Below are 21,283 nucleotides of genomic sequence, written 5' to 3' on the forward strand. Positions count from 1 at the left end.
CATGGCCCACCGCGCGACGTCGAACCGGGTCCACGCGCGGGCGCCCGGCAAGATCAACGTGTTCCTCAAGGTCGGCGCCGTGCGCGACGACGGGTACCACGAGCTGGCCACCGCGTTCCAGTCGCTCTCCCTCTACGAGGACGTGTTCGCGGAGGAGGCGGCCGACTTCTCGGTCTCCTTCTCGGGCTCGATCGACACCTCCCGCCTGGCCGTCGACGGCTCCAACCTCGCGATCAAGGCGGCTCGGGCGCTCGCCCGGGCGACCGGCTACCGCGGCGGCGTGCACCTCGAGATCGAGAAGAACGTCCCCATCGCCGGCGGCATGGGCGGCGGCTCGGCCGACGCGGCGGCGACCCTGCTCGCCTGCGACGCGCTCTGGGGCACGGCCTGCACGAGGGAGCAGCTGCTGGGCATCGCCGCGAGCCTCGGCGCCGACGTCCCCTTCTCCTTCACCGGCGGCACCGCGATCGGAGTCGGCCGAGGCGACGAGCTGAGCCCGGCGCTCGCCAAGGGCCGCTTCGAGTGGGTGCTGGTCCTCTCGGAGGAGGGCCTGTCGACCCCCGAGGTCTACAGCGAGCTCGACCGGCACCGCGAGCGCCACCTGCACGACTTCCGCCCGATCTCGGCGACCCCCGCCATCGATCCCAACGTGCTGCAGGCCCTCCGCGCCGGCGACGCAGCCATGCTCGCCGACGCGATGCACAACGACCTGCAGGCGCCGGCGCTGCACCTGCAGCCCGGGCTCGCCCGCATCCTCGAGCTCGGCGAGGGCCGCGGAGCGCTCGGCGGCCTCGTCTCGGGGTCCGGCCCGACCGTCGCGTTCCTCGCTCCGGACGCCGATGCGGCGGCCGACCTGCAGCGCGAGCTGAGCTCCGCGCGGCTGAGCGCCGTGCGGGTGTCCGGCCCGGTCCACGGGGCTCGCCTGCTCTCGACCTAGTCGCGGAGGCGGTGCCTCCGGAGCGGGGCTCGCGAGCCTCGCGCCCGGCGCCCTCCACAGACGGTCCGCAGAGAAGTTCCGACCTCGTGGCTTAGAGTGCCGCTCATGTCCCGCCGAGCCACCCTCTTCGCGATCCTCTCCGGGATCGTGGCCGCCGTCGTCGCCCTCGCGGCCGCCGAGGTCGTCGCGGTCTTCACCGGAGCGGGCGGCAGTCCGCTGGTCGCGGTCGGCGGCTTCGTCATCGACATCGTGCCCCCGGGCGTGAAGGACACGGTCATCGCGCTCTTCGGCACCGGCGACAAGCTCGTGCTGCTGGTCTCGATCGGCCTCGCGATCGCGCTGCTGGCCGTCGGCGCGGGAGTCCTCGAGTACCGCCGCCCGCCGTTCGGCGTGCTGCTGCTGGCCGTCGTCGCGGGCGCCGGTGCGCTCGCCGCCGTCAGCCGCGAGGGCGCGTCCGGGATCGACGCGGCGCCGAGCGTCGTGGGCATGGTGGCCGGTGCCGCGGTGCTGCGCTCGGCCTCCGTCCGCCTCCGCGGCTGGCAGGAGGAGCGCGAGAGCGACTCCCCGGACCGCCGGTCGTTCCTCCGCCTGGTCGGGATCGCCGGAGTCGCCGCGGTCGCCGCCGGCATCGGCGCCCGCTTCCTCACGTCCGCCTCCGCCGCCGTCACCGCCGTGCGCGAGGCCGTGTCCCTGCCGGCTCCCGCCTCGGCCGCCGCGCCCGTCCCGGCGGGCGCCGTGCTCGACGACATCGACGGCATCAGCTCCTACGTCACTCCCAACTCCTCGTTCTACCGGATCGACACCGCGCTCTCGGTGCCGTCGGTCGAGCCCGCCGACTGGTCGCTGAAGATCACCGGAATGGTGGAGGAGGAGATCGAGATCACCTGGGACGAGCTGCTCGCACTGCCGCTCGAGGAGCATCTGGTCACCCTGTCCTGCGTGTCCAACGAGGTCGGCGGCGACCTGATCGGCACCGCCCTCTGGCTGGGCTACCCGATCCGCGAGCTGCTGGCCCGGGCCCGGCCGACCGCCGGCGCCGACATGGTGCTCTCGCGGAGCATCGACGGCTTCACCGCCTCCAGCCCGCTCGACGTGCTGCAGGACGAGGACCGCGCGAGCCTGCTCGCCGTCGGGATGAACGGCGAGCCGCTCCCGGTCGAGCACGGCTTCCCCGTCCGGATGGTCGTCCCCGGCCTGTACGGCTACGTCTCGGCGACGAAGTGGGTCGTCGAGCTGAAGGTCACGACCTTCGCGGAGGACCTGGCGTACTGGTCGACGCGCGGCTGGACCGAGCGCGGTCCGATCAAGATCGAGTCGCGGATCGATGTGCCGCGCCAGGGCCAGCCCGTCGAGGCGGGGACGGTCGCCGTGGCGGGAGTCGCCTGGGCGCCGCACACCGGCATCGCGAAGGTGGAGGTGCAGATCGACGGCGGCGCCTGGCAGGAGGCGCGCCTCGCCGAGCAGGTCACCGCGGACACGTGGATCCAGTGGGTCCTCGAGTGGGACGCGACGGTCGGCGACCACGTCGTGACCGTGCGCGCCACCGACGCGGACGGCACGGTGCAGACCACGGTCGAGCGCCCGCCCGCTCCTGACGGTGCCACGGGACTGCACCGCCGCTCGGTGTCCGTCTCGGAGCCGGCACCCGCGGGCTGAGGTCCGGGGGCCGCGACCCGGTCGCCCTGTGATCGACCCGCGGCGGACCGCTCAGGCGGCACCGCCTAGGCTGGATCCCTATGGCACATCTGCTGGGCGCCGAGGCGCTGCGACTCGAGTACCCCACACGCGTGATCTTCGACGACGTCTCCCTGGGGATCGAGGAGGGCGACCGCATCGGGATCGTCGGACGCAACGGCGACGGCAAGTCGACCCTCCTGCGACTGCTCGCGCAGCGCATCGAGCCGGACAGCGGCCGCGTCACGCACCGCCGCGGCGTCACGCTCGGGATGCTCGACCAGGCCGACACGGTCGACGAGGACCTCACCGTCGCCCAGGCCGTCGTCGGCGGGCTCCAGGAGCACGAGTGGGCGGGCGATGCGCGCACCCGAGACGTGATCGCGGGCCTGCTGCGCGACGTCCCCTGGGACGGAGTGGTCGGCTCCCTCTCGGGCGGCCAGCGGCGCCGGGTCGCCCTCGCGAAGCTGCTCGTCGGCGACTGGGACGTCGTCTTCCTCGACGAGCCCACCAACCACCTCGACGTCGAGGGCATCGCCTGGCTCGCCGAGCACCTCAAGCGCCGCTGGGCGGCGTCGTCGGGCGGGCTCGCGGTCGTCACCCACGACCGGTGGTTCCTCGACGAGATCTGCACCGCCACCTGGGAGGTGCACGACCGCCTCGTCGAGCCGTTCGAGGGCGGGTACGCGGCGTACATCCTGCAGCGCGTGGAGCGGGACCGGATGGCGTCGACCATGGAGGCCAAGCGACAGAACCTGATGAAGAAGGAGCTCGCCTGGCTCCGGCGCGGCGCCCCCGCCCGCACGGCCAAGCCCAAGTTCCGGATCGACGCCGCGAACCAGCTGATCGAGGACGAGCCCCCGGTGCGCGACTCGGTCTCGCTCTCGCAGCTCGCCGTCTCGCGCCTGGGCAAGGACGTCGTCGACCTGCTCGACGTCACCGTCCGCTACGGCGAGCGGACCGTCCTCAACCGCATCGAGTGGCGGATCGCGCCCGGCGAGCGCACCGGCATCCTCGGCGTGAACGGCGCCGGCAAGTCGACCCTCCTCGGCCTGGTCGCGGGCAGCGTGGAGCCGACGAGCGGCCGGGTGAAGCGCGGCACCACCGTGCGCGTCGCGATCCTCGACCAGCAGCTGCGCGAGCTGACCGGTGTCCAGCACCGGCCCGTCCGCGAGATCATCGCGGAGCAGCGCACCAGCTACTCCATCGGCGGCAAGGAGATGACCCCGGGCCAGCTGCTCGAGCGGCTCGGCTTCTCGAGCGCGCAGCTCTCGACGCCCGTGAAGGACCTCTCGGGCGGTCAGCGCCGGAGGCTCCAGCTCCTGCTCATCCTGCTCAGCGAGCCCAACGTGCTGATCCTCGACGAGCCGACCAACGACCTCGACACCGACATGCTCGCCGCGATCGAGGACCTGCTCGACTCCTGGCCGGGCACCCTCCTCGTCGTCTCGCACGACCGGTACCTGCTCGAGCGCGTCACCGACCAGCAGTACGCCGTGATGGACGGCGCGTTCCGCCACCTGCCCGGCGGCGTCGAGCAGTACCTCGACCTGCGCCGCGCGCTCGAGAAGGGTGCGCCCGCGGCGGCGTCGTCGGGCTCCTCCTCCGCCGCGCCGGCGTCGAGCGGACTCGCGGGGGCCGAGCGCCGCGCCGCCGAGAAGGAGGTGTCGGCGATCGACCGGCGCCTGCACAAGCTCACCCAGCTGACGAAGACCGTCCACGAGAAGATGGCGACGCACGACCAGGACGACTACGACGGCATCCTCGCGCTCAACGCCTCGCTCCGCGCCTACGAGGACGAGACGGCCGAGCTCGAGCTGCGCTGGCTGGAGCTCTCGGAGCAGCTCGAGGGCTGACGCCGCTCTGCTCCGCGGCACCGGCAGCTGTCCCGTACCGCGTGGGCGGGCCGCCGTCGCGGGCCCGGGCCGACCGGCTCAGCCGAAGTCGAGGGAGAGCTTCCGGAGGAGCTGCGCCAGCCGCTCCTGCTGGGCGTGGGTGAGCGCGCCGAGCAGCTCCTGCTCCGCGTCGACCAGGCGGGTGATCGCCGCGTCGACCCGGGCGAGCCCCGACGGCGTCATCTGCACCAGCACGCCGCGCCCGTCGTTCGGGTCGTCGAGGCGCTCGACCAGGTCGCGCTCGACCAGCCGGTCGATGCGGTTGGTCATGGTCCCGCTGGTGACCATGGTCGCCTGGAGGAGCTGCTTGGGGCTCATCCGGTAGGGCGCGCCCGCGCGCCGCAGGGCCGAGAGCACGTCGAACTCCCACGTCTCGAGCTCCGACCGGCCGAAGGCGCTGCCGCGCGCGCGCTCGAGCTGCTTGGCCAGCCGGCGCATCCGCGAGAAGACCTGGAGCGGCGTGAAATCGAGATCGGGCCGCTCCCGGACCCAGGCGTCGACGATCCCGTCGACCTCGTCATTCGCACTCACCCGTCCATTGTGGCGGCTGGGCGGCTCGGGGGACGCCGGGAGGCGGACGGGCCGGGAGGCGGGGACCTCCCGGGCCGCCGTCGTCCGCCCGAGCGGCGGCCGCCCGCGCCCGAGGCGGGGCCGGGGGCGCGGGGATGGCAGGATGGACGGCGCGCGATCGCGCGGTCCGCCATGGTGTAACGGCAGCACGGCAGCCTTTGGAGCTGTCCGGTCCAGGTTCGAATCCTGGTGGCGGAGCGGCACCAGGACGGTGCGCTCACGGAGGAGAACGCGAAGAACATGGCAGACAGCACGCTCGCCGTCGTGATCCTGGCGGCAGGCCAGGGCACCCGCATGAAGTCCCGCACCCCGAAGGTCCTGCACCGCCTCGCCGGGAGGCCGCTGCTCGGGCACGTGCTCGACACGGCCGCCTCGCTCGACGCGGCGCACGTCGTCACCGTGGTGCGCCACGAGCGCGACCGGGTCGCCGAGGCCGTCCTCGAGCACACGCCCTCCGCGCTGGTGGTGGACCAGGACGAGACGCCCGGCACCGGCCGCGCGGTCGAGCAGGGCCTCGCGGCGCTCCCGGAGTCCTTCGCCGGCACGGTCGTCGTGCTGAGCGCCGACGTCCCGCTGCTGGACGCGCCGACCCTCCGCCGCCTGGTCGACGAGCACCTCGCCGCGGCGAACGCGCTCACCATGCTCTCCTGCGTGCTCGAGGACCCGACCGGCTTCGGCCGGATCGTCCGCGGTGGCGACGGCGCCTTCGCCTCCATCGTGGAGCAGAAGGACGCGAGCCCCGACGAGCTCGACCTCACCGAGATCAACGCCGGCGTCTACGCCTTCGACGCCGCCGCGCTCCGCTCGGTCATCGGCGCGATCGGCACCGAGAACGCCCAGCGGGAGAAGTACCTCACCGACGCCGCCGCCGCGCTCAAGGCCGCCGGCCGCGCGATCGAGGCCGTCCCCGTGCAGGACCGCTGGCTCGTGGCCGGGATCAACGACCGCGCCCAGCTCGCCGACGCGGCGCTCGAGCTCAACGCGCGCATCGTGCGCCGCTGGCAGCTCGAGGGCGTCACGATCCAGGACCCGGCGACCACCTGGATCGACGTGGACGCGGTCCTCGCCCCGGACGTCGAGATCCTCCCGGGCACGCAGATCAAGGGCCCGACCGTCATCGCCACCGGCGCGGTCATCGGCCCGGACACCACGCTCGACTCCTGCGAGGTCGGCGAGGACGCGGTCGTGAAGCGCTCCGACGCGACGCTCGCCGTCATCGGCGCGAAGGCCCAGGTCGGCCCGTTCTCGTTCCTCCGCCCCGGCACCGTGCTCGGCGCCCGCGGCAAGATCGGCACCTACGTCGAGACCAAGAACGCCGTCATCGGCGAGGGATCGAAGGTCCCGCACCTCTCCTACGTCGGCGACGCGGTCATCGGCGAGGAGTCGAACATCGGCGCCGGCTCGATCTTCGCCAACTACGACGGGGTGAGCAAGGCGTCCTCCGTGGTGGGCTCGCACGTGCGTGCGGGGTCGCACAACGTCTTCGTCGCCCCCGTTAGAATCGGTGACGGAGCGTACACGGGCGCCGGCACGGTCATCCGCAAGGACATCCCCGCCGGAGCCCTCGGGATCACCGTCGCTCCGCAGCGCAACATGGCCGGGTGGGTGCAGACCCACCGTCCGGGCACCGCAGCGGCCGACGCCGCCGAGGCGGCCCTGGCGTCGGATCCCACCGGATCCGACCAGGCGCCCACCGGAGGAAGCGGAGCACAGTGACCGGCATCACCGCCAGCAACAAGAAGAGCCTGGTCCTCGTCTCGGGGAGGGCGCATCCGGCACTGGCGGAGGCGGTCGCCGCCGAGCTCGGGACCGAGCTCGTCACGACCGAGGGGCGCACCTTCGCCAACGGCGAGCTCTACGTCCGCTACGGCGAGTCGGTCCGCGGAGGCGACGTGTTCGTCCTCCAGTCGCACACGTCCCCGATCAACGAGTGGCTGATGGAGCAGCTGATCATGGTCGACGCGCTCAAGCGCGCCTCCGCCAAGCGGATCACCGTGGTCGCCCCCTTCTACCCCTACGCGCGCCAGGACAAGAAGGGCCGCGGCCGCGAGCCGATCTCGGCCCGCCTCGTCGCCGACCTCTTCAAGGCGGCGGGAGCCGACCGGATCATGTCGGTCGACCTCCACGCGGCGCAGATCCAGGGCTTCTTCGACGGCCCCGTCGACCACCTCTTCGCGATGCCGGTGCTGCTCGAGCACTTCCGCGAGAAGCTCGACCCCTCGACCCTCACCATCGTCTCGCCCGACATGGGCCGCGTCCGCGTCGCCGACATCTGGAGCGACAAGCTCGGCGTCCCGCTGGCGATCATCCACAAGCGCCGCGACCCGAAGGTCGCCAACCAGGTCTCCGTCCACGAGATCGTCGGCGAGGTGAAGGGCCGCGTCTGCCTCCTCGTCGACGACCTCATCGACACCGGGCGCACCATCGCGAAGGCGGCCGAGGCGCTGAAGAAGGCGGGCGCGATCGGCGTGGTCGTCGCGGCCACCCACGCCGTCTTCTCGGACCCGGCGGTCGAGCTCCTGAGCTCCGAGTTCATCGACTCGGTCGTCGTCACCGACACTCTGCCGCTGCCGCCGGAGAAGACCTGGGACCGCCTGACGATCCTGCCCATCGCTCCGCTGCTGGCCCGCGCCATCCACGAGGTCTTCGACGACGGCTCGGTGACGTCGATGTTCGACGGCGACGCGTAGGACCCCGCACCCCGGGTGCGCCCTGCACGGCGCACCCGGGTCCCGCCCCGGCTCCACCGCCTAGGGTGAGGCCGTGCCCCAGCGTTCGGATGCGACCCTCGCCCTGGCGGCGGTCTTCCTGGTCTGGTCGCCGGCCGCCGCGGCGGCGGGCTGGTGGCTGCTCCTCGGGCTCGCCGTCGCGGCGGCCGCCGCGGCTCTGAGCGCCGTCGCCGACGCCGGGCGCACCGTCCACGACGGCCCCTCCTCCGAGTGGCTCGGGATCGTCGGGCGCGCCTTCGCCTCGGCCGCGCTGGCCCTGACCGCGGCCCAGTCGGTCCTCGGGGGAGCGGCCCGGCCCCTGGCCGTCCTGCTGCTCGTGGCCGTCGCGCTCTTCGGTCTGCGCGGCGGGCGCCTCCCCGCTCGCCCGGTCCTGCTCCTCGTCGGTGCGGTCGTCGTCCTGCTGGCCGCCGCCGCCGTGATCGTGCTGGTGTCCCCTCCGGACCCCGCGCCGCTCGACCCGTTGCGCGACGGAGGGCCGCTGGGAGCCGGCACCGCCGCGGCCCTGCTCCTGATCCTCCTGCCGACCTCCCGCTCCGGCGCGGTGACGGCTCTCCGCCCCGCCCTGCTGCGCATCGGGATCGCCACGGCGGCCGCCGCCGCGCTCGCCACCGGTCTGCTCCTGGCGGCCGGTCCCGAGGTCCTCGCGTCCTCGGAGACCCCCCTGAGCGCTGTCACCCGGGGCACGCCCGCGTCCGGGCTCGTCGGGGCCGCCGCGGTGATCGCGGTCCTGCTCGCGCTCCTCGACCTCGGGAGGAGGGATGCGCGCGCCCTCGTGCGTCTCGCCGACGCAGGGGAGATGCCGGCGGTGCTCGCCGCCAGGAACCGCAGGACCGGCGTGCCCGCGGCGGCCCAGCTGGTCCTCTGCCTGGTCGCCGTGCTCGCGGTCGTGATCCTCGACGCCGACGCGCTGCTCGCCTTCGCCGTGGCCGCTCTGCTGGTGGCGACCATCGTGCGGCGCCTCGACCACGGAGCGGCCGGGGCGAGCGGGCCCGCCCTCGCGTCGGCCGCGGTCTCGCTGCTGCTCCTGCTCGCCGTCCCGGCGGCCACGGCGGCCGCCGCAGCGGTGCTCCTCGCGGCGCTCCTGATCGCGCGGGCGTTCCGGACCTGAGGGGTCAGCCGGCCCGGGCGTCGAGCGCCCGCTCGGGGAGCCGGACGCCACCGCCCGGCTCCGCTGACGACAGGGGAGCTCTCTCCGCAACGAGGAAGGCGCCCCCGCCCGAGGATCCGTGGATCCTGCGGGCGGGGGCGCCTTCCCGTGCGACGCGGGTCAGTGCGTGGACGGGTCCTGCTCGACCTCGGTGCGGTCACCCGACCACAGCGTGTGGAAGGTGCCCTCCTTGTCGACGCGCTTGTAGGTGTGCGCTCCGAAGAAGTCGCGCTGGCCCTGCACGAGAGCGGCCGGGAGGCGCTTGGAGGCGAGCGAGTCGTAGTACGACAGCGCGGCGCCGAAGCCGGGGATCGGCACGCCCGAGAGCGCGGCGGTCGAGACGATGCGGCGCCAGGCGGCCTCGCCGTTCGCGACGGCCTCGGCGAAGTACGGGTCCTCGAGGAGGGTCGTGATGCCGGCGTTCTCGTCGTAGGCGTCGACGATGCGGTTGAGGAACTGGGCGCGGATGATGCAGCCCGCGCGCCAGATCTTGGCGACCGCGCCCTTGTCGATCTCCCAGCCGTACTTCTCGGCCCCGGCGATGATCGCGTCGAAGCCCTGCGAGTAGGCGACGACCTTGGAGGCGTAGAGCGCGGCGCGCACGTCGTCCTCGAAGCCCTCGTACTTCTCGACCGGGGTCGGGCGCGAGGTGACGCGGGCCTGCACGGCCTCGCGCTGCTCGGGGTGGGAGGACACGGCGCGGGCGAAGACGGCCTCGGCGATGCCGCCGACGGGGACACCGAGGTCGAGCGCGTTCTGCACGGTCCAGACGCCGGTGCCCTTCGAGCCGGCCTGGTCGAGGACGACGTCGATGAAGGGGTTGCCGGTGTCGGCGTCGACCTGGCGGAGCACCTCGGCGGTGATCTCGATGAGGTACGACTCGAGGTCGCCCTTGTTCCAGGCGTCGAAGACCTCGGCGATGGCGGCGGGCTCGTGTCCCCCGACGGTGCGGAGCAGGTCGTACGCCTCGGCGATGAGCTGCATGTCGGCGTACTCGATGCCGTTGTGGATCATCTTGACGAAGTGGCCGGCGCCGTCGGTGCCGATGTGGGTGACGCAGGGCTCGCCCTCGGCGACCGCGGCGATCGACGAGAGGATCGGGCCGAGCGTCCTGTAGGACTCGACCGAGCCGCCGGGCATGATCGACGGGCCCTTGAGCGCGCCCTCCTCGCCGCCGGAGATGCCGGTGCCGACGAAGTGGATGCCGGTCTCGCGGACGGCCTTCTCGCGGCGGATGGTGTCGGTGAAGAGCGCGTTGCCGCCGTCGACGATGATGTCGCCGGGCTCGAAGACCTTCGTCAGCTGCTCGATCACGGCGTCGGTGCCGCGGCCGGCCTGGACCATGATGATCGCGGTGCGCGGGGTGGCGAGCGAGGCGGCGAAGTCCTCGATGGTCTCGGACGCGACGAAGCCCGCCTCCGGGTGCTCCGTGATGAGGGTCTCGGTGCGGCCGTAGGAGCGGTTGAACACCGCGACCGTGTTGCCCTCGCGGCTGGCGAGGTTGCGGGCGAGGTTCGAGCCCATCACCGCCAGACCGACGACTCCGATGTTGGCTGTGGCGGTGGGCTTGTCAGACACGGTTCTCCTCGACGTTCGCGTTCAGGGGCGAGCCCAGGCTAGCCCCGGGTCGCTCCGGGGAGCCCGGGTCCGAGCCGTCTCCCGGCTGCACATCGGTCGAGCGGCGCGCGCACGGTCTTGCGCGCGCCGCGACGACCGCGACCGGAACCGGTCAGGCGCCGTGGCCGAGGGGGACGCGCTCCGACGGGATCGGCGGCGGCGGGGGAGTGCCGTCGCCGAACGGGCGGCCGCCGAGCTCCTCGCGGCGCGAGGGGACGAGCCAGCCGGAGAGGTCCGGGCCCTTGGGGACGACGCCGGTCGGATTGATGTCCCGCTGCACCTCGTAGTAGTGCGACTTGATGTGGGTGAAGTCGATCGTGTCGCCGAACCCCGGAGTGGCGAACAGATCCCGGGCGTAGCCCCAGAGCGCGGGCATCGCCGACAGCAGGTTCCGGTTGGCCTTGAAGTGGCTGTAGTAGACGGCGTCGAAGCGGGCGAGCGTCGTGAAGAGCCGCACGTCCGCCTCGGTGATGGTGTCGCCGACCAGGTAGCGGCGGGTGCTCAGCCGCTCCTCCAGCCAGTCCAGCCGCGCCCAGAGGCGGTCGTAGGCCCGGTCGTAGGAGCGCTGCGACCCGGCGAAGCCGCACTTGTAGACGCCGTTGTTCACGTCGTGGAAGACCAGCTCGGCGATCTCGTCGATCTCCTCGCGGTGTTCCTCGGGGTAGAGGTCCGGGGCGCCGTCGCGGTGGAACGCGGTCCACTCGGTGGAGAAGTCGAGCGTCATCACCGGGTAGTCGTTCGTGACGACCTGGCCGCTCGGGATGTCCACGAGGGCCGGGACGGTGATCCCGCGCGGGTAGTCGGGGAAGCGGGCGAAGAACGCGTCCTGGAGGCGGGGGATGCCCAGCACCGGGTCGACCCCGCCCGGATCGAGGTCGAAGGTCCAGCTGCGCTTGTCGTGCGTGGGCCCGCAGATGCCCATCGAGAGAGCGTCCTCGAGACCGAGCAGGCGCCGCACGATCACGGCGCGGTTCGCCCACGGGCAGGCGCGGGAGACCACGAGGCGGTAGCGCCCGGCCTCCACCGGGTACCCGTCGCGGCCGTCGGCGGTGATCCGCGTCGGGATGTAGTTCGTGTCGCGGTGGAAGCCGTTCTTCTCGACGTAGGAGCCGAAGTCGTCGCTCGTCATACCCGCACGGTAGGCGGTCCGCCTGGACGTCCGGCTCCGAGTCCGGCGGCGCGACCGCCTGCTGGCGGGCGGCCGCGATGCCGGGTAGGATCGGCAGCTGAACTTCGGCGAGGGATGCACGTGCATCCGTGATCGACGCGGTGGAAGCAGGCGAGGCCCCCACGGGGCGCCACGGACTTCTCCTCACGCTGACATGCGTTCGAGTCGACAAACCGTCCGTGGCCGCAGGCCACGACCCGATCCGGTGGCGTGCGCGCCGCCCAAGGAGAACATCATGGCTGAACTGACCAACAAGGTCGTCGTCGAGGTCCGCACCTCGTTCGGCAAGGGCGCCGCCCGCAAGATCCGCGCGCAGGACAAGATCCCCGCGGTCCTCTACGGTCACGGCACCGAGCCCCAGCACCTCACCCTCCCGGGCCACCAGGTGCTCCTGCTCACCCGCAAGGCGAACGCGATCCTCGAGCTCGACATCGAGGGCGCCGCGCAGACGACGCTGGTGAAGGACATCCAGCGCGACCCGGTGCGCCAGATCATCGAGCACATCGACCTCGTCGTCATCAACAAGGGCGAGAAGGTCGAGGTGGACATCCCCGTGCACGTCGAGGGCGACGCCGCTCCCGGCACCCTCGTCTCGATCGAGTCGAACACCCTCTCGCTCGAGGTCGACGCCACGCGCATCCCGCAGAACATCGTCGTCTCCGTCGAGGGCCTCGAGGCCGGCACGCAGATCACCGCCGCCGACGTCACGCTCCCCGAGGGCGCCACGCTGGTCACCGACGCCGAGATCCTCATCGTCAACGTCACCGCCGAGGTCGAGCAGGACCTGGGCGAGGACGACGAGACCCCGGCCTCGGGCGACGTCGTCGCCGAGACCGCGGAGTAGTCCGCACCACCCCGGGAACGGGCCCGCTCGCAGCCGCGGCGGGCCCGTTCCGCGTCCGGCGGGGGAGTCCCTCCGCCGCCCCCGAGGAAGAGGAACGACATGGGTGACACCTGGCTGGTCGTCGGACTGGGCAACCCGGGCGCGCAGTACGCGCGCAACCGGCACAACGTCGGTCAGATGGTGCTCGACGAGCTCGCGACGCGGATCGGCGGCTCGTTCCGCCGGCACAACCGCGCCAACGCCGTGGTCGCCGAGGGCTTCCTCCGCCCGGGCGGGCCGAAGCTCGTGCTGGGCAAGCCCAACAGCTTCATGAACCTCTCCGGCGGGCCGACGGCGCAGCTGCTCGACTTCTACTCGGTCGACCCGGCGCACCTGATCGTCGTGCACGACGAGCTCGACATCCCCTTCGACACCCTGCGCCTCAAGCAGGGCGGCGGTCACGGGGGGCACAACGGCATCCGCGACATCCTCGCGGCGACCGGAGGAGCCGAGTTCCTGCGCGTGCGGGTCGGCATCGGCCGCCCGCCGGGCCGCCAGCAGGCCGCCGACTTCGTGCTGAAGGACTTCGCCGGCCCGGAGCGCGAGGCGCTCCCGATCCTGGTCTCGGACGCCGCCGACGCCGTCGAGCTCATCGCCGACTCCGGCCTCTCCGCCGCCCAGCTGAAGTTCCACACCAGCGCCTGACCCGCCCTCCACCGAGGGCACCCCGGACGGCGAGGGAGACCGCAGCGCCGGGCTCCCTCGACGGTTCGGGGTTCCCTCGGCGGTCGGCCCGCGGGGCGGCCGTAAACTGGACCCGTGCCCCTCAACGAGATCATCTCGGCGCTGTCGCGCGCCTCCACGTTCGACGATGCTCTCGCGTACGCGGTGCGGGACGCCGACTTCTCGGTGGCCGACGGCCTCCGGGTCCCCCTGCTCGCGGGCCTGATCGAGAGGCGCGCGGAGGCGGGACGCCCGCAGGCGGCGCTGGTGGTCACGGCCACGGGCCGCGACTCCGAGAACGTGCGCGCCTCCCTCGGCTGCATGCTGCCGGACGCGGACGTGGTCGAGTTCCCGGCCTGGGAGACGCTGCCGCACGAGCGCCTCAGCCCGAGCGCCGAGATCGTGGGGCGGCGCCTGGACGCGCTGCGGCGGATGAAGCAGTGGTCCGGCGAGCGGCCCCTCGTGGTGGTCGCCTCCGTGCGCGCGGCGCTGCAGCCGGTCGCCGACAACCTCGCCGACATCGAGCCGATCCGACTCGTGAAGGGCGCCCGCGGCTACGACCTCGGCCGCATCTCGGCCGAGCTGGTCGACCTGGCCTACGCCCGGGTCGACATGGTCACGCGCCGCGGCGAGTTCGCCGTGCGCGGTGGCATCCTCGACGTCTTCCCCGCGGTGGCCGAGCATCCGAGCCGAGTGGACTTCTTCGGCGACGAGGTCGACTCCATCCGCGGCTTCTCCGTGGCCGATCAGCGCTCGCTCCCGGGCGAGGCCGACTCGGTGGTCCTCCCGCCGAGCCGCGAGCTGCTGCTGGTGCCCGCGGTGAGGCAGCGGGCCCGCGAGATGCTGCACGAGTTCCCGAGCCTGTCGGCGATGCTCGCGAAGATCGCCGAGGGCATCCCGGTCGAGGGGATGGAGTCGCTCGCCCCCGCGCTGCTGGAGCGGCTGGTCCCGATCTCGCACTACCTTCCCTACGGTGCGGCCGTCGCGGTCCTCGCCCCCGAGCGCGTGGCGACGCGGGCGATCAGCCTCGCCGAGACGAACCGCGAGTTCCTGCAGGCGGCCTGGAGCGCGGCGACCGCCGGCGCCGAGGCCCCCATCGACCTCGCCTCGGGCGAGTTCATCTCGCTCGGCGCGCTCCGCGACTCCGTGAAGCTCAGCGCCCCGGGCGCCGACGCTCCCGACCACCCCTGGTGGACGATGAGCACGTTCCGCCAGGGCCCCGCCGCGGGCGAGGCCGAGGTGCTGCCGGAGGAGCTCGGGATCGACGAGATTCTCGCCGTCCGCGTCGAGGGCGAGCCGGTCCCCGGCTTCGGAGCGAGCGTCGAGGGCGCCCTCGCCCACGTCCGCGCGCGCCTGGCCGACGGCTGGACCGTGGTCCTGACCGCGCCCGGCACCGGCACGGTCGAGCGCACCGACCAGGTCCTCGCCGAGCACGAGGTCGCCGCCCGCATCGTCGCCGACCTCCCCGCCGGGCTCGAGACGGGCCTGGCCTACGTGGTGCAGGCCTCCGTCGATCACGGCTTCGAGGTGGAGGAGGCGAAGCTCGCCCTGCTCACCGACACGGAGTTCTACGGCCGCACCGTCGGCTACGACTCCCGCGCGGTGAAGAAGCTCGCGTCGCGCCGCAAGAACGTCGTCGACCCGCTGCAGCTCACGCCCGGCGACTTCGTGGTGCACGCCACGCACGGCATCGGCCGGTTCGTGGAGCTCTCTCAGCGCGAGGTCTCCAGCGGGGGCCGCAACGCGATCAAGACCCGCCGCGAGTACCTGGTGCTCGAGTACGCCCCCAGCAAGCGCGGCTTCCCCGGCGACAAGCTGCTCGTCCCCACGGACCAGCTCGACCTGCTCTCCCGCTACGTCGGCGGCGAGGCTCCGGCGCTGAGCAAGATGGGCGGAAGCGACTGGGCGCAGGCCAAGAGCAAGGCCCGCCGCGCGGTCCGCGACATCGCGGTCGAGCTCGTGAAGCTCTACTCCGCCCGGATGGCCTCCCGCGGGCACGCGTTCCCGCCGGACACCCCCTGGCAGCGCGAGCTGGAGGAGGCGTTCCCGTTCGCCGAGACCCCCGACCAGCTCACCGTCATCGACGAGGTCAAGGCCGACATGGAGCGGCCGATCCCGATGGACCGCCTGCTCTCGGGCGACGTCGGCTTCGGCAAGACCGAGGTCGCCGTGCGCGCCGCGTTCAAGGCGATCCAGGACGGGAAGCAGGTCGCGATGCTCGTGCCGACCACGCTGCTCGTCCGCCAGCACCTCGAGACGTTCCAGGAGCGCTTCGCCGGCTTCCCCGTCCACCTGCGGGCGCTCAGCCGGTTCCAGAGCGCGAAGGAGTCGAAGGAGACGATCGAGGGCCTGGCCGACGGCACCGTCGACATGGTCATCGCGACCCACCGGCTCCTCAGCGACAACATCGTCTTCAAGGACCTCGGCCTGCTCGTGATCGACGAGGAGCAGCGCTTCGGCGTCGAGCACAAGGACAAGCTCAAGGCGCTGAAGAAGAACGTCGACATCCTCTCGATGAGCGCCACGCCCATCCCGCGGACGCTCGAGATGGCGGTGACCGGCATCCGCGAGATGTCGACCCTCGCGACCCCGCCGGAGGAGCGCCACCCGATCCTCACCTTCGTCGGCCCCTACTCCGAGAAGCAGGTGTCGGCCGCGATCCGCCGGGAGCTCCTGCGCGAGGGCCAGGTGTTCTTCGTGCACAACCGCGTCTCGACGATCAACCGCGTCGCCTCGCAGCTCGCCGAGCTGGTGCCCGAGGCGCGGATCGCGGTCGCGCACGGCAAGCTCAGCGAGTCGCAGCTCGAGCGGATCATCGTCGACTTCTGGGAGCGCAAGTTCGACGTCCTGGTGTCGACGACGATCGTCGAGACCGGCCTCGACATCCCGAACGCGAACACGCTGATCGTCGACCGCGCCGACAAGTACGGTCTCTCGCAGCTGCACCAGCTGCGCGGGCGGGTCGGCCGCGGCCGCGAGCGCGCCTACGCCTACCTCCTCTACGACGAGACGAAGCCGCTGAGCGAGACCGCGCACGACCGGCTGCAGACCCTGGCCGCCAACTCGGACCTCGGCGGCGGCATGCAGATCGCGCTGAAGGACCTCGAGATCCGCGGTGCGGGCAACCTCCTCGGCGGCGAGCAGTCCGGGCACATCCAGGGCGTGGGATTCGACCTCTACCTGCGGATGATCGGCGAGGCCGTCGACACCTTCCGCGGCGAGGTCGCCGAGGGGCAGACGGAGCTGCGGCTCGAGCTGCCCGTCGACGCGCGCATCCCGGAGGAGTACGTCGACAGCGAGCGGCTGCGCCTGGAGGCGTACCAGAAGCTGTCGGCCGCGTCGTCGCCGACGGCGAAGGAGGGGAGCATCGACCTCGTGGTCGAGGAGCTGACCGACCGCTACGGTGAGCTGCCCGAGGCGGTCGAGAACCTCATCCTGGTGTCGAGGCTGCGGATGCGCGCGCAGAAGGCGGGCCTCAGCGACGTGGTCGCGATGGGCTCGAACGTCCGCGTGGCTCCCGCTCACCTGCCCGACTCGATCCAGGTGCGCCTGCGCCGGATGTACCCGACCGCGAAGTACCTGCAGCAGGCCGACGCGGTCGTCGTGCCGATGCCCGTGCTCGACGGCGTCCCGCTCGGCGACCGGGCGCTCATCCAGTGGGTGGCGTCGCTCCTGGACGCGCTGTTCCCGGAGCCGGTCACCGTCTGAGGTCCTCGGGGCGGCGCTCCCCGGTGGAGCGCCGCTCCGCTCCGGCGGCCGTCGCCGCTGCGGGAGGGCCCGCTGGCAGGATGGAGGGCATGCCGCTCCTCGCCGCCCGACGTCCCCGTGAGCCGGAGCCGCTCGCCGGCCCGCTGGTCGCCGTCCGCGGGGTCGCGGTGCGCGCCTCGGGGGTCGAGCTGCTCGCCCCGTGCTCGCTCGAGGTGGAGGCGGGGGAGGGCGTCGCGGTGACGGGCCGCAACGGCACCGGCAAGACCACGCTCCTGCGGGTGATCGCCGGCCTCACCGCTCCGAGCGAGGGAGTCGTGGCGGTGGCCGGGCGCGCCCCGGAGGAGCGCTCCGCCGCCCACCGCCGCGCCGTCGCCGCCCTGATCGGCACCCCGCCCTTCGAGCGGGACCTGACCCTCGAGGAGCACCTCGCGATGGTGGCCGTCTCGTGGGGGGCGCCGGTCGCCGACGCCCGCCGCGAGGCCGCAGCTGGTCTCGACGCGCTCGCGCTCGCTCCGCTCGCCCGCCGCTTCCCGCACGAGCTCTCCTCCGGGCAGACGCAGCTGTTCTCCCTCGCGCTCGTGCTGGCCCGTCCCTCCGCGGTGCTGCTGCTCGACGAGCCGGAGCAGCGGCTCGACGTCGAGCGGGTGCCGCTGGTCGCGGAGGTCCTGCGGCGCGAAGCCGCGTCCCGGGCACTCGTCGTCGCGACCCACAGCCCTGTGCTGATCGAGGGTCTGGGCGCGCGGGTCGTCGAGCTGGAGCGGGCGTGACGCGCGCGGAGGGGGCCCGCGTCGCCGAGGTGCGGGCTCTGCACCGGCACCGCGCCGCGGCTCCGCCGAGTCCGCGCGCCTACGCGGGCTACCTCGCCGCGATGACCGTCCTCGTCGTCGTCCTCCCCGTCGCCCGGGCCCTCGCGCTCCTCGCCGCCGAGGCGGGAGCCGCGCCGGAGCCGCTGATCGCCCTCGCCGCGAGTCTCGCCCTGCCCGCCGCCGTGCTCCTGGGCCGGGTGCGCGGACCCGCGGTGGACGAGCCGCACACCACGGCCGTGCTGCTCGCGACCGATCTGCGCCGCTGGGCGGTGCTCCGCCGACCCGTGGTCCGGGCGTCGGCCGGTCTCGTGGCGTGCTGCTCCGCCGTCGCGTCGCTCCTCGCCGTCGCCGCCTCCGCGCCGCTCCTCGCGGCCGTCGTCGGCGGCGCCGCGTTCGCCGGCCTCCTCGCCGTCGCCTGGCTCGCCGGTCAGTGCCTGCCCTCGCGCCTCCCCGCGCTCGCGGCGGGCCTCCTCGCCTCCCTCGCGGTCCTCGGGGCCCTCGTGCCCGGTGCGCCCACGCCGGGCGGCCTCCTCGCCTCGGCCGTGAGCGGAGCGGAGGAGGTGCGCGCCGCGACCGTGCTGCTCGCGTCGGCCGCGGTCCTCCTGGCCGCGGCGCCCCGCCTGCTCGACGCCGCGCGCGGACCTCGGCTCCTCGCCCAGGCCCGGCAGTGGTCGGCGACCGCCCGGCTCGGAGCGACGGGCGATCTCGCCGAGTCGCTCGACGGGTACCGCGCCCTTCCGGCGATCGGGCGGGGGCTCCGAGCGGTCCGCCTCTCCCCGCTCGCCCTCGCGGTGCCGGTGCGCGACGCGATCGGCGCGCTGCGCACTCCCGGCCGCTCGGCGGTCGCGGTCGTCGCGCTGGCCGCCGCCGGCGCCGCCGCCGTGCTCGCCGCGGTCGTGCCGTCCTCCATCCTCGCGCTCCCGGCCGCCGCGGCGGGCGTGCTCGCCTACCTCGGCGCCGGCGTCTGGAGCGACGGCTTCCGCCACGCCGCCGCGACCGCGGGACAGCCGGCGCTCCTCGCCCCCGGCCCGTTCGAGCTGCTCCTCCTGCACGCCGTCCTCCCGCTGGTGCTCGCGGTCGGAGTCGCGGTGCTCGGCGCCCTCGCCGCCTCGCTGCTGCTCCCGGGCGCGGCGGTGCCGGTGGCCGCCGCGACCGCCGTCGCCGCCGTCGCCGCGCGGGCGATGGACGCGACCCGGGGTCCGCTGCCGCCGCAGCTGCTCAGCCCGGTGCCGCTCCCGATCGGGGACGGCGCGGGAGTCGCGGTGGTCCTCTGGAACCTGGCGGGTGCACTGGTCAGCGCCTCGACCGCGGTGTCCGTCGCGGCGTCGCCCGGGCTCCTCGCCGCGGTGCCGCTCGTCGCCGGCGGCTGCCTCCTCGTCGCGCGGCGGCGTCTCGCGCGGGCCTGAGGCTCCCGGGCGCCCGCGCCGCCCGGATGTCCGCGGCGGCGGCCGGACCGGATGCGAGGATGGCGGGGTGACCGCGCATCCCCGGCTCGACGAGCTCATCCGCACCGTCCACGTCCTCCGCGCCCCGGGCGGCTGCCCGTGGGACGCCGAGCAGACCCACGAGTCGCTCGTGCGCTACCTGATCGAGGAGTCGCACGAGCTCGTCGACGCCATCGAGGCGGGGGACCGGGCCGACCTGATCGAGGAGCTCGGCGACGTCCTCTACCAGGTGCTCTTCCACGCCGACCTGGCGGCCGAGAGCGCCGAGCCCTTCACCATCGAGGACGTCGCGGCGCACATGAACGCCAAGATGATCGGCCGCCACCCGCACGTCTTCGGCGACGCCACGGCCGAGACGGCCGACGACGTCATCGCGGTGTGGGACGAGCTCAAGCGCACCGAGAAGCCGCACCGCACCAGCGTGCTCGACGGGATCCCGCAGGGCATGCCCGCCCTCGCGCTCGCCGACAAGGTGATCGGCAAGGCGACCTCGCTGGGCGTCGTGGACGCCGGCCAGGGCCCTCTGCCCATCGAGTCGGAGGAGGACCTCGGCCCGCTGCTGCTGGCCATCGTCGCCTCCGCCCGCGCCCAGGGGCTCGACGCCGAGCGCGCGCTCCGCACGGCGACGCGCGACCTGCAGGACGAGATCCGCGCGGTGGAGCAGGAGCGGCGCGCGGACTGAGGCGTCCGCCGGCCCGCCCCGGCCGATCTGGGAGAATCGCCGTCATGGCCTCCCCGATCACCCCGCCCCGCGGCATGCGCGACTTCCTCCCCGCCGACAAGGCGAAGCGCGAGCACGCGCTCGGCGTCATCCGCCGCGTGTACGCCTCCCACGGGTTCGACGAGATCGAGACGCCCGTGGTCGAGGACTTCGACCGCCTCCACTCCGGGCTCGGCGGCGACAACGAGAAGCTCGCCTTCAGCGTCCTGCGCCGCGGGCTCACCCGCGACGACCTGGCGGCGGTCGACGACGCGTCCGCCCTCGCCGACCTCGGCCTGCGCTTCGACCTCACGGTGCCTCTCGCCCGCTTCTACGCCTCGCACCGCGCCGAGCTGCCGGCCGTCTTCCGCTCGGTGCAGATCGCGCCGGTGTGGCGCGCCGAGCGCCCGCAGAAGGGGCGGTACCGCCAGTTCGTGCAGTGCGACATCGACATCATCGGCGAGCCCGGGCAGCTGGCCGAGGTCGAGCTCATCACGGCGACCGCGGCGGCGCTCGACGCCCTGGGCCTCGAGGACTGCACCATCCGCATCAACGACCGCCGCATCCTCACCGGAATCCTCGAGCACTGCGGCTTCGCCACCGAGCGCTTCGGCCCGGCGCTGATCTCGATCGACAAGCTCGACAAGATCGGCGCCGCCGGAGTCGTCGCCGAGCTGGAGGCCGACGGGCCGGACGCGGCCGCGGTCCTCGGGGGCTACCTCGCGCGGATCGAGCAGGCGGTCGCCGCCGGGGGAGTGGCGCTCGAGCAGTCCGCGATCCTCGACGTGCTGCCCGAGGGCATCGACCCGGAGGCGGTGCTCGCGCTCGAGACGCTGGCCCGGTCGCTGCGCTCGCTGCCCGCCGGCGTCTCGCTCCGCTTCGACCCGACGCTCGTGCGGGGCATGGGCTACTACACCGGCACGATCTTCGAGATCGCGCACCCGTCCTCGGGCTCCTCGGTCGGCGGAGGCGGGCGGTACGACGGGATGATCGGCCGCTTCCTCGGTCAGGACGTGCCGGCCTGCGGCTTCTCGATCGGCTTCGAGCGGATCGTCGAACTGATCGGCGGTGCCGTCGTCGAGCGCCCCGACGCCGTCGTCCTCGTCCACGAGCGCGACGCGGCGCCCGAGCTGCTGCTCGCGCTCAAGCAGGAGCTGATCGCCCGGGGCTCGCGCGTGCGCCTCGAGCGCCGGGCGAAGAACCTCACCCCGCTGCTGGACCGCGCGGCCGCCGCGGGCTTCACCCGCTTCGCTCTCGTTCCGCGCGATGCCGCCTCCGCCGCCGACCTCTCCTTCAAGGACCTCGGCTGAGCCGCGCCGGCGGCGCCGGGTGAGCGACGCC

The 21,283-nt window shown here is 73.6% G+C and carries 16 protein-coding genes and 1 tRNA gene; 14 read left to right on the forward strand and 3 right to left on the reverse strand.

What is annotated here, in order from left to right; all coding sequences use genetic code 11:
* Position 1: 1 nt before the first annotated feature.
* From C5C56_RS08650 to C5C56_RS08660, 3 genes are all read left to right on the forward strand, one after another.
* The gene (locus C5C56_RS08650; RefSeq protein ID WP_104222334.1) at positions 2-937 is read left to right on the forward strand and encodes a 4-(cytidine 5'-diphospho)-2-C-methyl-D-erythritol kinase; all 936 of its coding nucleotides are present in this window, start codon (positions 2-4) and stop codon (positions 935-937) included.
* A 105-nt stretch (positions 938-1,042) separates the two neighbouring features.
* Positions 1,043-2,593, forward strand: coding sequence for a molybdopterin-dependent oxidoreductase (locus tag C5C56_RS08655; protein ID WP_104247360.1), 1,551 nt, complete (start codon positions 1,043-1,045; stop codon positions 2,591-2,593).
* Positions 2,594-2,673: 80 nt separating this feature from the next.
* Positions 2,674-4,467, forward strand: coding sequence for an ABC-F family ATP-binding cassette domain-containing protein (locus C5C56_RS08660; RefSeq protein ID WP_104319408.1), 1,794 nt, complete (start codon positions 2,674-2,676; stop codon positions 4,465-4,467).
* Positions 4,468-4,545: 78 nt separating this feature from the next.
* Here C5C56_RS08660 and C5C56_RS08665 read toward each other — a convergent pair whose 3' ends face one another.
* Positions 4,546-5,037 carry a MarR family winged helix-turn-helix transcriptional regulator gene (locus C5C56_RS08665; protein WP_104222340.1) on the reverse strand — a complete coding sequence of 164 codons (492 nt, stop codon included), beginning with the start codon at positions 5,035-5,037 and terminating at the stop codon, positions 4,546-4,548.
* A gap of 165 nt (positions 5,038-5,202) precedes the next feature.
* Between C5C56_RS08665 and C5C56_RS08670 the strand changes: the two genes are divergently transcribed.
* The 4 genes from C5C56_RS08670 to C5C56_RS08685 all read left to right on the forward strand — a co-directional run bounded on the left by C5C56_RS08670 (position 5,203) and on the right by C5C56_RS08685 (position 8,913).
* Positions 5,203-5,274, forward strand: a tRNA-Gln gene (locus C5C56_RS08670).
* 42 nt (positions 5,275-5,316) lie between these two features.
* Entirely contained in the window at positions 5,317-6,792 is a 1,476-nt protein-coding gene (gene glmU, locus C5C56_RS08675; RefSeq protein WP_104260365.1) for a bifunctional UDP-N-acetylglucosamine diphosphorylase/glucosamine-1-phosphate N-acetyltransferase GlmU, read from the forward strand.
* Positions 6,789-7,766: a ribose-phosphate diphosphokinase gene (locus tag C5C56_RS08680; RefSeq protein ID WP_104222342.1), complete on the forward strand. Its 978-nt coding sequence runs from the start codon at positions 6,789-6,791 to the stop codon at positions 7,764-7,766. The genes glmU and C5C56_RS08680 overlap by 4 nt, the downstream gene beginning before the upstream one ends.
* A gap of 73 nt (positions 7,767-7,839) precedes the next feature.
* Positions 7,840-8,913: a hypothetical protein gene (locus tag C5C56_RS08685; RefSeq protein WP_104319409.1), complete on the forward strand. Its 1,074-nt coding sequence runs from the start codon at positions 7,840-7,842 to the stop codon at positions 8,911-8,913.
* Positions 8,914-9,072: 159 nt separating this feature from the next.
* Here the strand turns inward: C5C56_RS08685 and gndA are convergent, their stop codons facing one another.
* Both gndA and C5C56_RS08695 read right to left on the reverse strand, forming a co-directional pair.
* Positions 9,073-10,530, reverse strand: coding sequence for an NADP-dependent phosphogluconate dehydrogenase (gene gndA / locus C5C56_RS08690; RefSeq protein ID WP_104233684.1), 1,458 nt, complete (start codon positions 10,528-10,530; stop codon positions 9,073-9,075).
* Positions 10,531-10,681: 151 nt separating this feature from the next.
* The gene (locus C5C56_RS08695) at positions 10,682-11,698 is read right to left on the reverse strand and encodes a glutathione S-transferase family protein (protein WP_104226929.1); all 1,017 of its coding nucleotides are present in this window, start codon (positions 11,696-11,698) and stop codon (positions 10,682-10,684) included.
* Positions 11,699-11,972: 274 nt separating this feature from the next.
* Between C5C56_RS08695 and C5C56_RS08700 the strand changes: the two genes are divergently transcribed.
* The 7 genes from C5C56_RS08700 (at position 11,973) to hisS (ending at position 21,252) form a co-directional block, all read left to right on the forward strand.
* Complete coding sequence (locus tag C5C56_RS08700; protein WP_104233682.1) at positions 11,973-12,581, forward strand: 50S ribosomal protein L25/general stress protein Ctc; 609 nt, start codon at positions 11,973-11,975, stop codon at positions 12,579-12,581.
* A gap of 99 nt (positions 12,582-12,680) precedes the next feature.
* Positions 12,681-13,265, forward strand: coding sequence for an aminoacyl-tRNA hydrolase (gene pth, locus C5C56_RS08705; RefSeq protein WP_104233681.1), 585 nt, complete (start codon positions 12,681-12,683; stop codon positions 13,263-13,265).
* A gap of 114 nt (positions 13,266-13,379) precedes the next feature.
* A complete protein-coding gene (gene mfd / locus C5C56_RS08710; protein WP_104319410.1) occupies positions 13,380-16,991 on the forward strand; it encodes a transcription-repair coupling factor in 3,612 nt (1,203 codons plus the stop codon).
* A gap of 89 nt (positions 16,992-17,080) precedes the next feature.
* Positions 17,081-17,758: an ATP-binding cassette domain-containing protein gene (locus C5C56_RS08715; RefSeq protein WP_104262851.1), complete on the forward strand. Its 678-nt coding sequence runs from the start codon at positions 17,081-17,083 to the stop codon at positions 17,756-17,758.
* Positions 17,755-19,203, forward strand: coding sequence for a hypothetical protein (locus C5C56_RS08720; RefSeq protein WP_104319411.1), 1,449 nt, complete (start codon positions 17,755-17,757; stop codon positions 19,201-19,203). Before C5C56_RS08715 ends, C5C56_RS08720 begins: the two co-directional genes overlap by 4 nt.
* A 67-nt stretch (positions 19,204-19,270) precedes the next feature.
* Complete coding sequence (locus C5C56_RS08725; protein WP_104222356.1) at positions 19,271-19,924, forward strand: MazG family protein; 654 nt, start codon at positions 19,271-19,273, stop codon at positions 19,922-19,924.
* Positions 19,925-19,968: 44 nt separating this feature from the next.
* The gene (gene hisS, locus C5C56_RS08730; protein ID WP_104288218.1) at positions 19,969-21,252 is read left to right on the forward strand and encodes a histidine--tRNA ligase; all 1,284 of its coding nucleotides are present in this window, start codon (positions 19,969-19,971) and stop codon (positions 21,250-21,252) included.
* Positions 21,253-21,283 lie beyond the last annotated feature (31 nt).

This window comes from Rathayibacter sp. AY1D1 (genome assembly GCF_002932635.1).
Classification (GTDB): domain Bacteria; phylum Actinomycetota; class Actinomycetes; order Actinomycetales; family Microbacteriaceae; genus Rathayibacter.

Bases quoted from the DNA above. Each gene is read 5' to 3' on its own strand.
- C5C56_RS08660 (WP_104319408.1), top strand. From the start codon at position 2,674: ATGGCACATCTGCTGGGCGCCGAGGCGCTGCGACTCGAGTACCCCACA.
- pth (WP_104233681.1), top strand. From the start codon at position 12,681: ATGGGTGACACCTGGCTGGTCGTCGGACTGGGCAACCCGGGCGCGCAG.
- C5C56_RS08650 (WP_104222334.1), top strand. From the start codon at position 2: ATGGCCCACCGCGCGACGTCGAACCGGGTCCACGCGCGGGCGCCCGGC.
- C5C56_RS08715 (WP_104262851.1), top strand. From the start codon at position 17,081: ATGCCGCTCCTCGCCGCCCGACGTCCCCGTGAGCCGGAGCCGCTCGCC.
- C5C56_RS08695 (WP_104226929.1), bottom strand. From the start codon at position 11,698: ATGACGAGCGACGACTTCGGCTCCTACGTCGAGAAGAACGGCTTCCAC.
- C5C56_RS08700 (WP_104233682.1), top strand. From the start codon at position 11,973: ATGGCTGAACTGACCAACAAGGTCGTCGTCGAGGTCCGCACCTCGTTC.
- glmU (WP_104260365.1), top strand. From the start codon at position 5,317: ATGGCAGACAGCACGCTCGCCGTCGTGATCCTGGCGGCAGGCCAGGGC.
- C5C56_RS08655 (WP_104247360.1), top strand. From the start codon at position 1,043: ATGTCCCGCCGAGCCACCCTCTTCGCGATCCTCTCCGGGATCGTGGCC.
- hisS (WP_104288218.1), top strand. From the start codon at position 19,969: ATGGCCTCCCCGATCACCCCGCCCCGCGGCATGCGCGACTTCCTCCCC.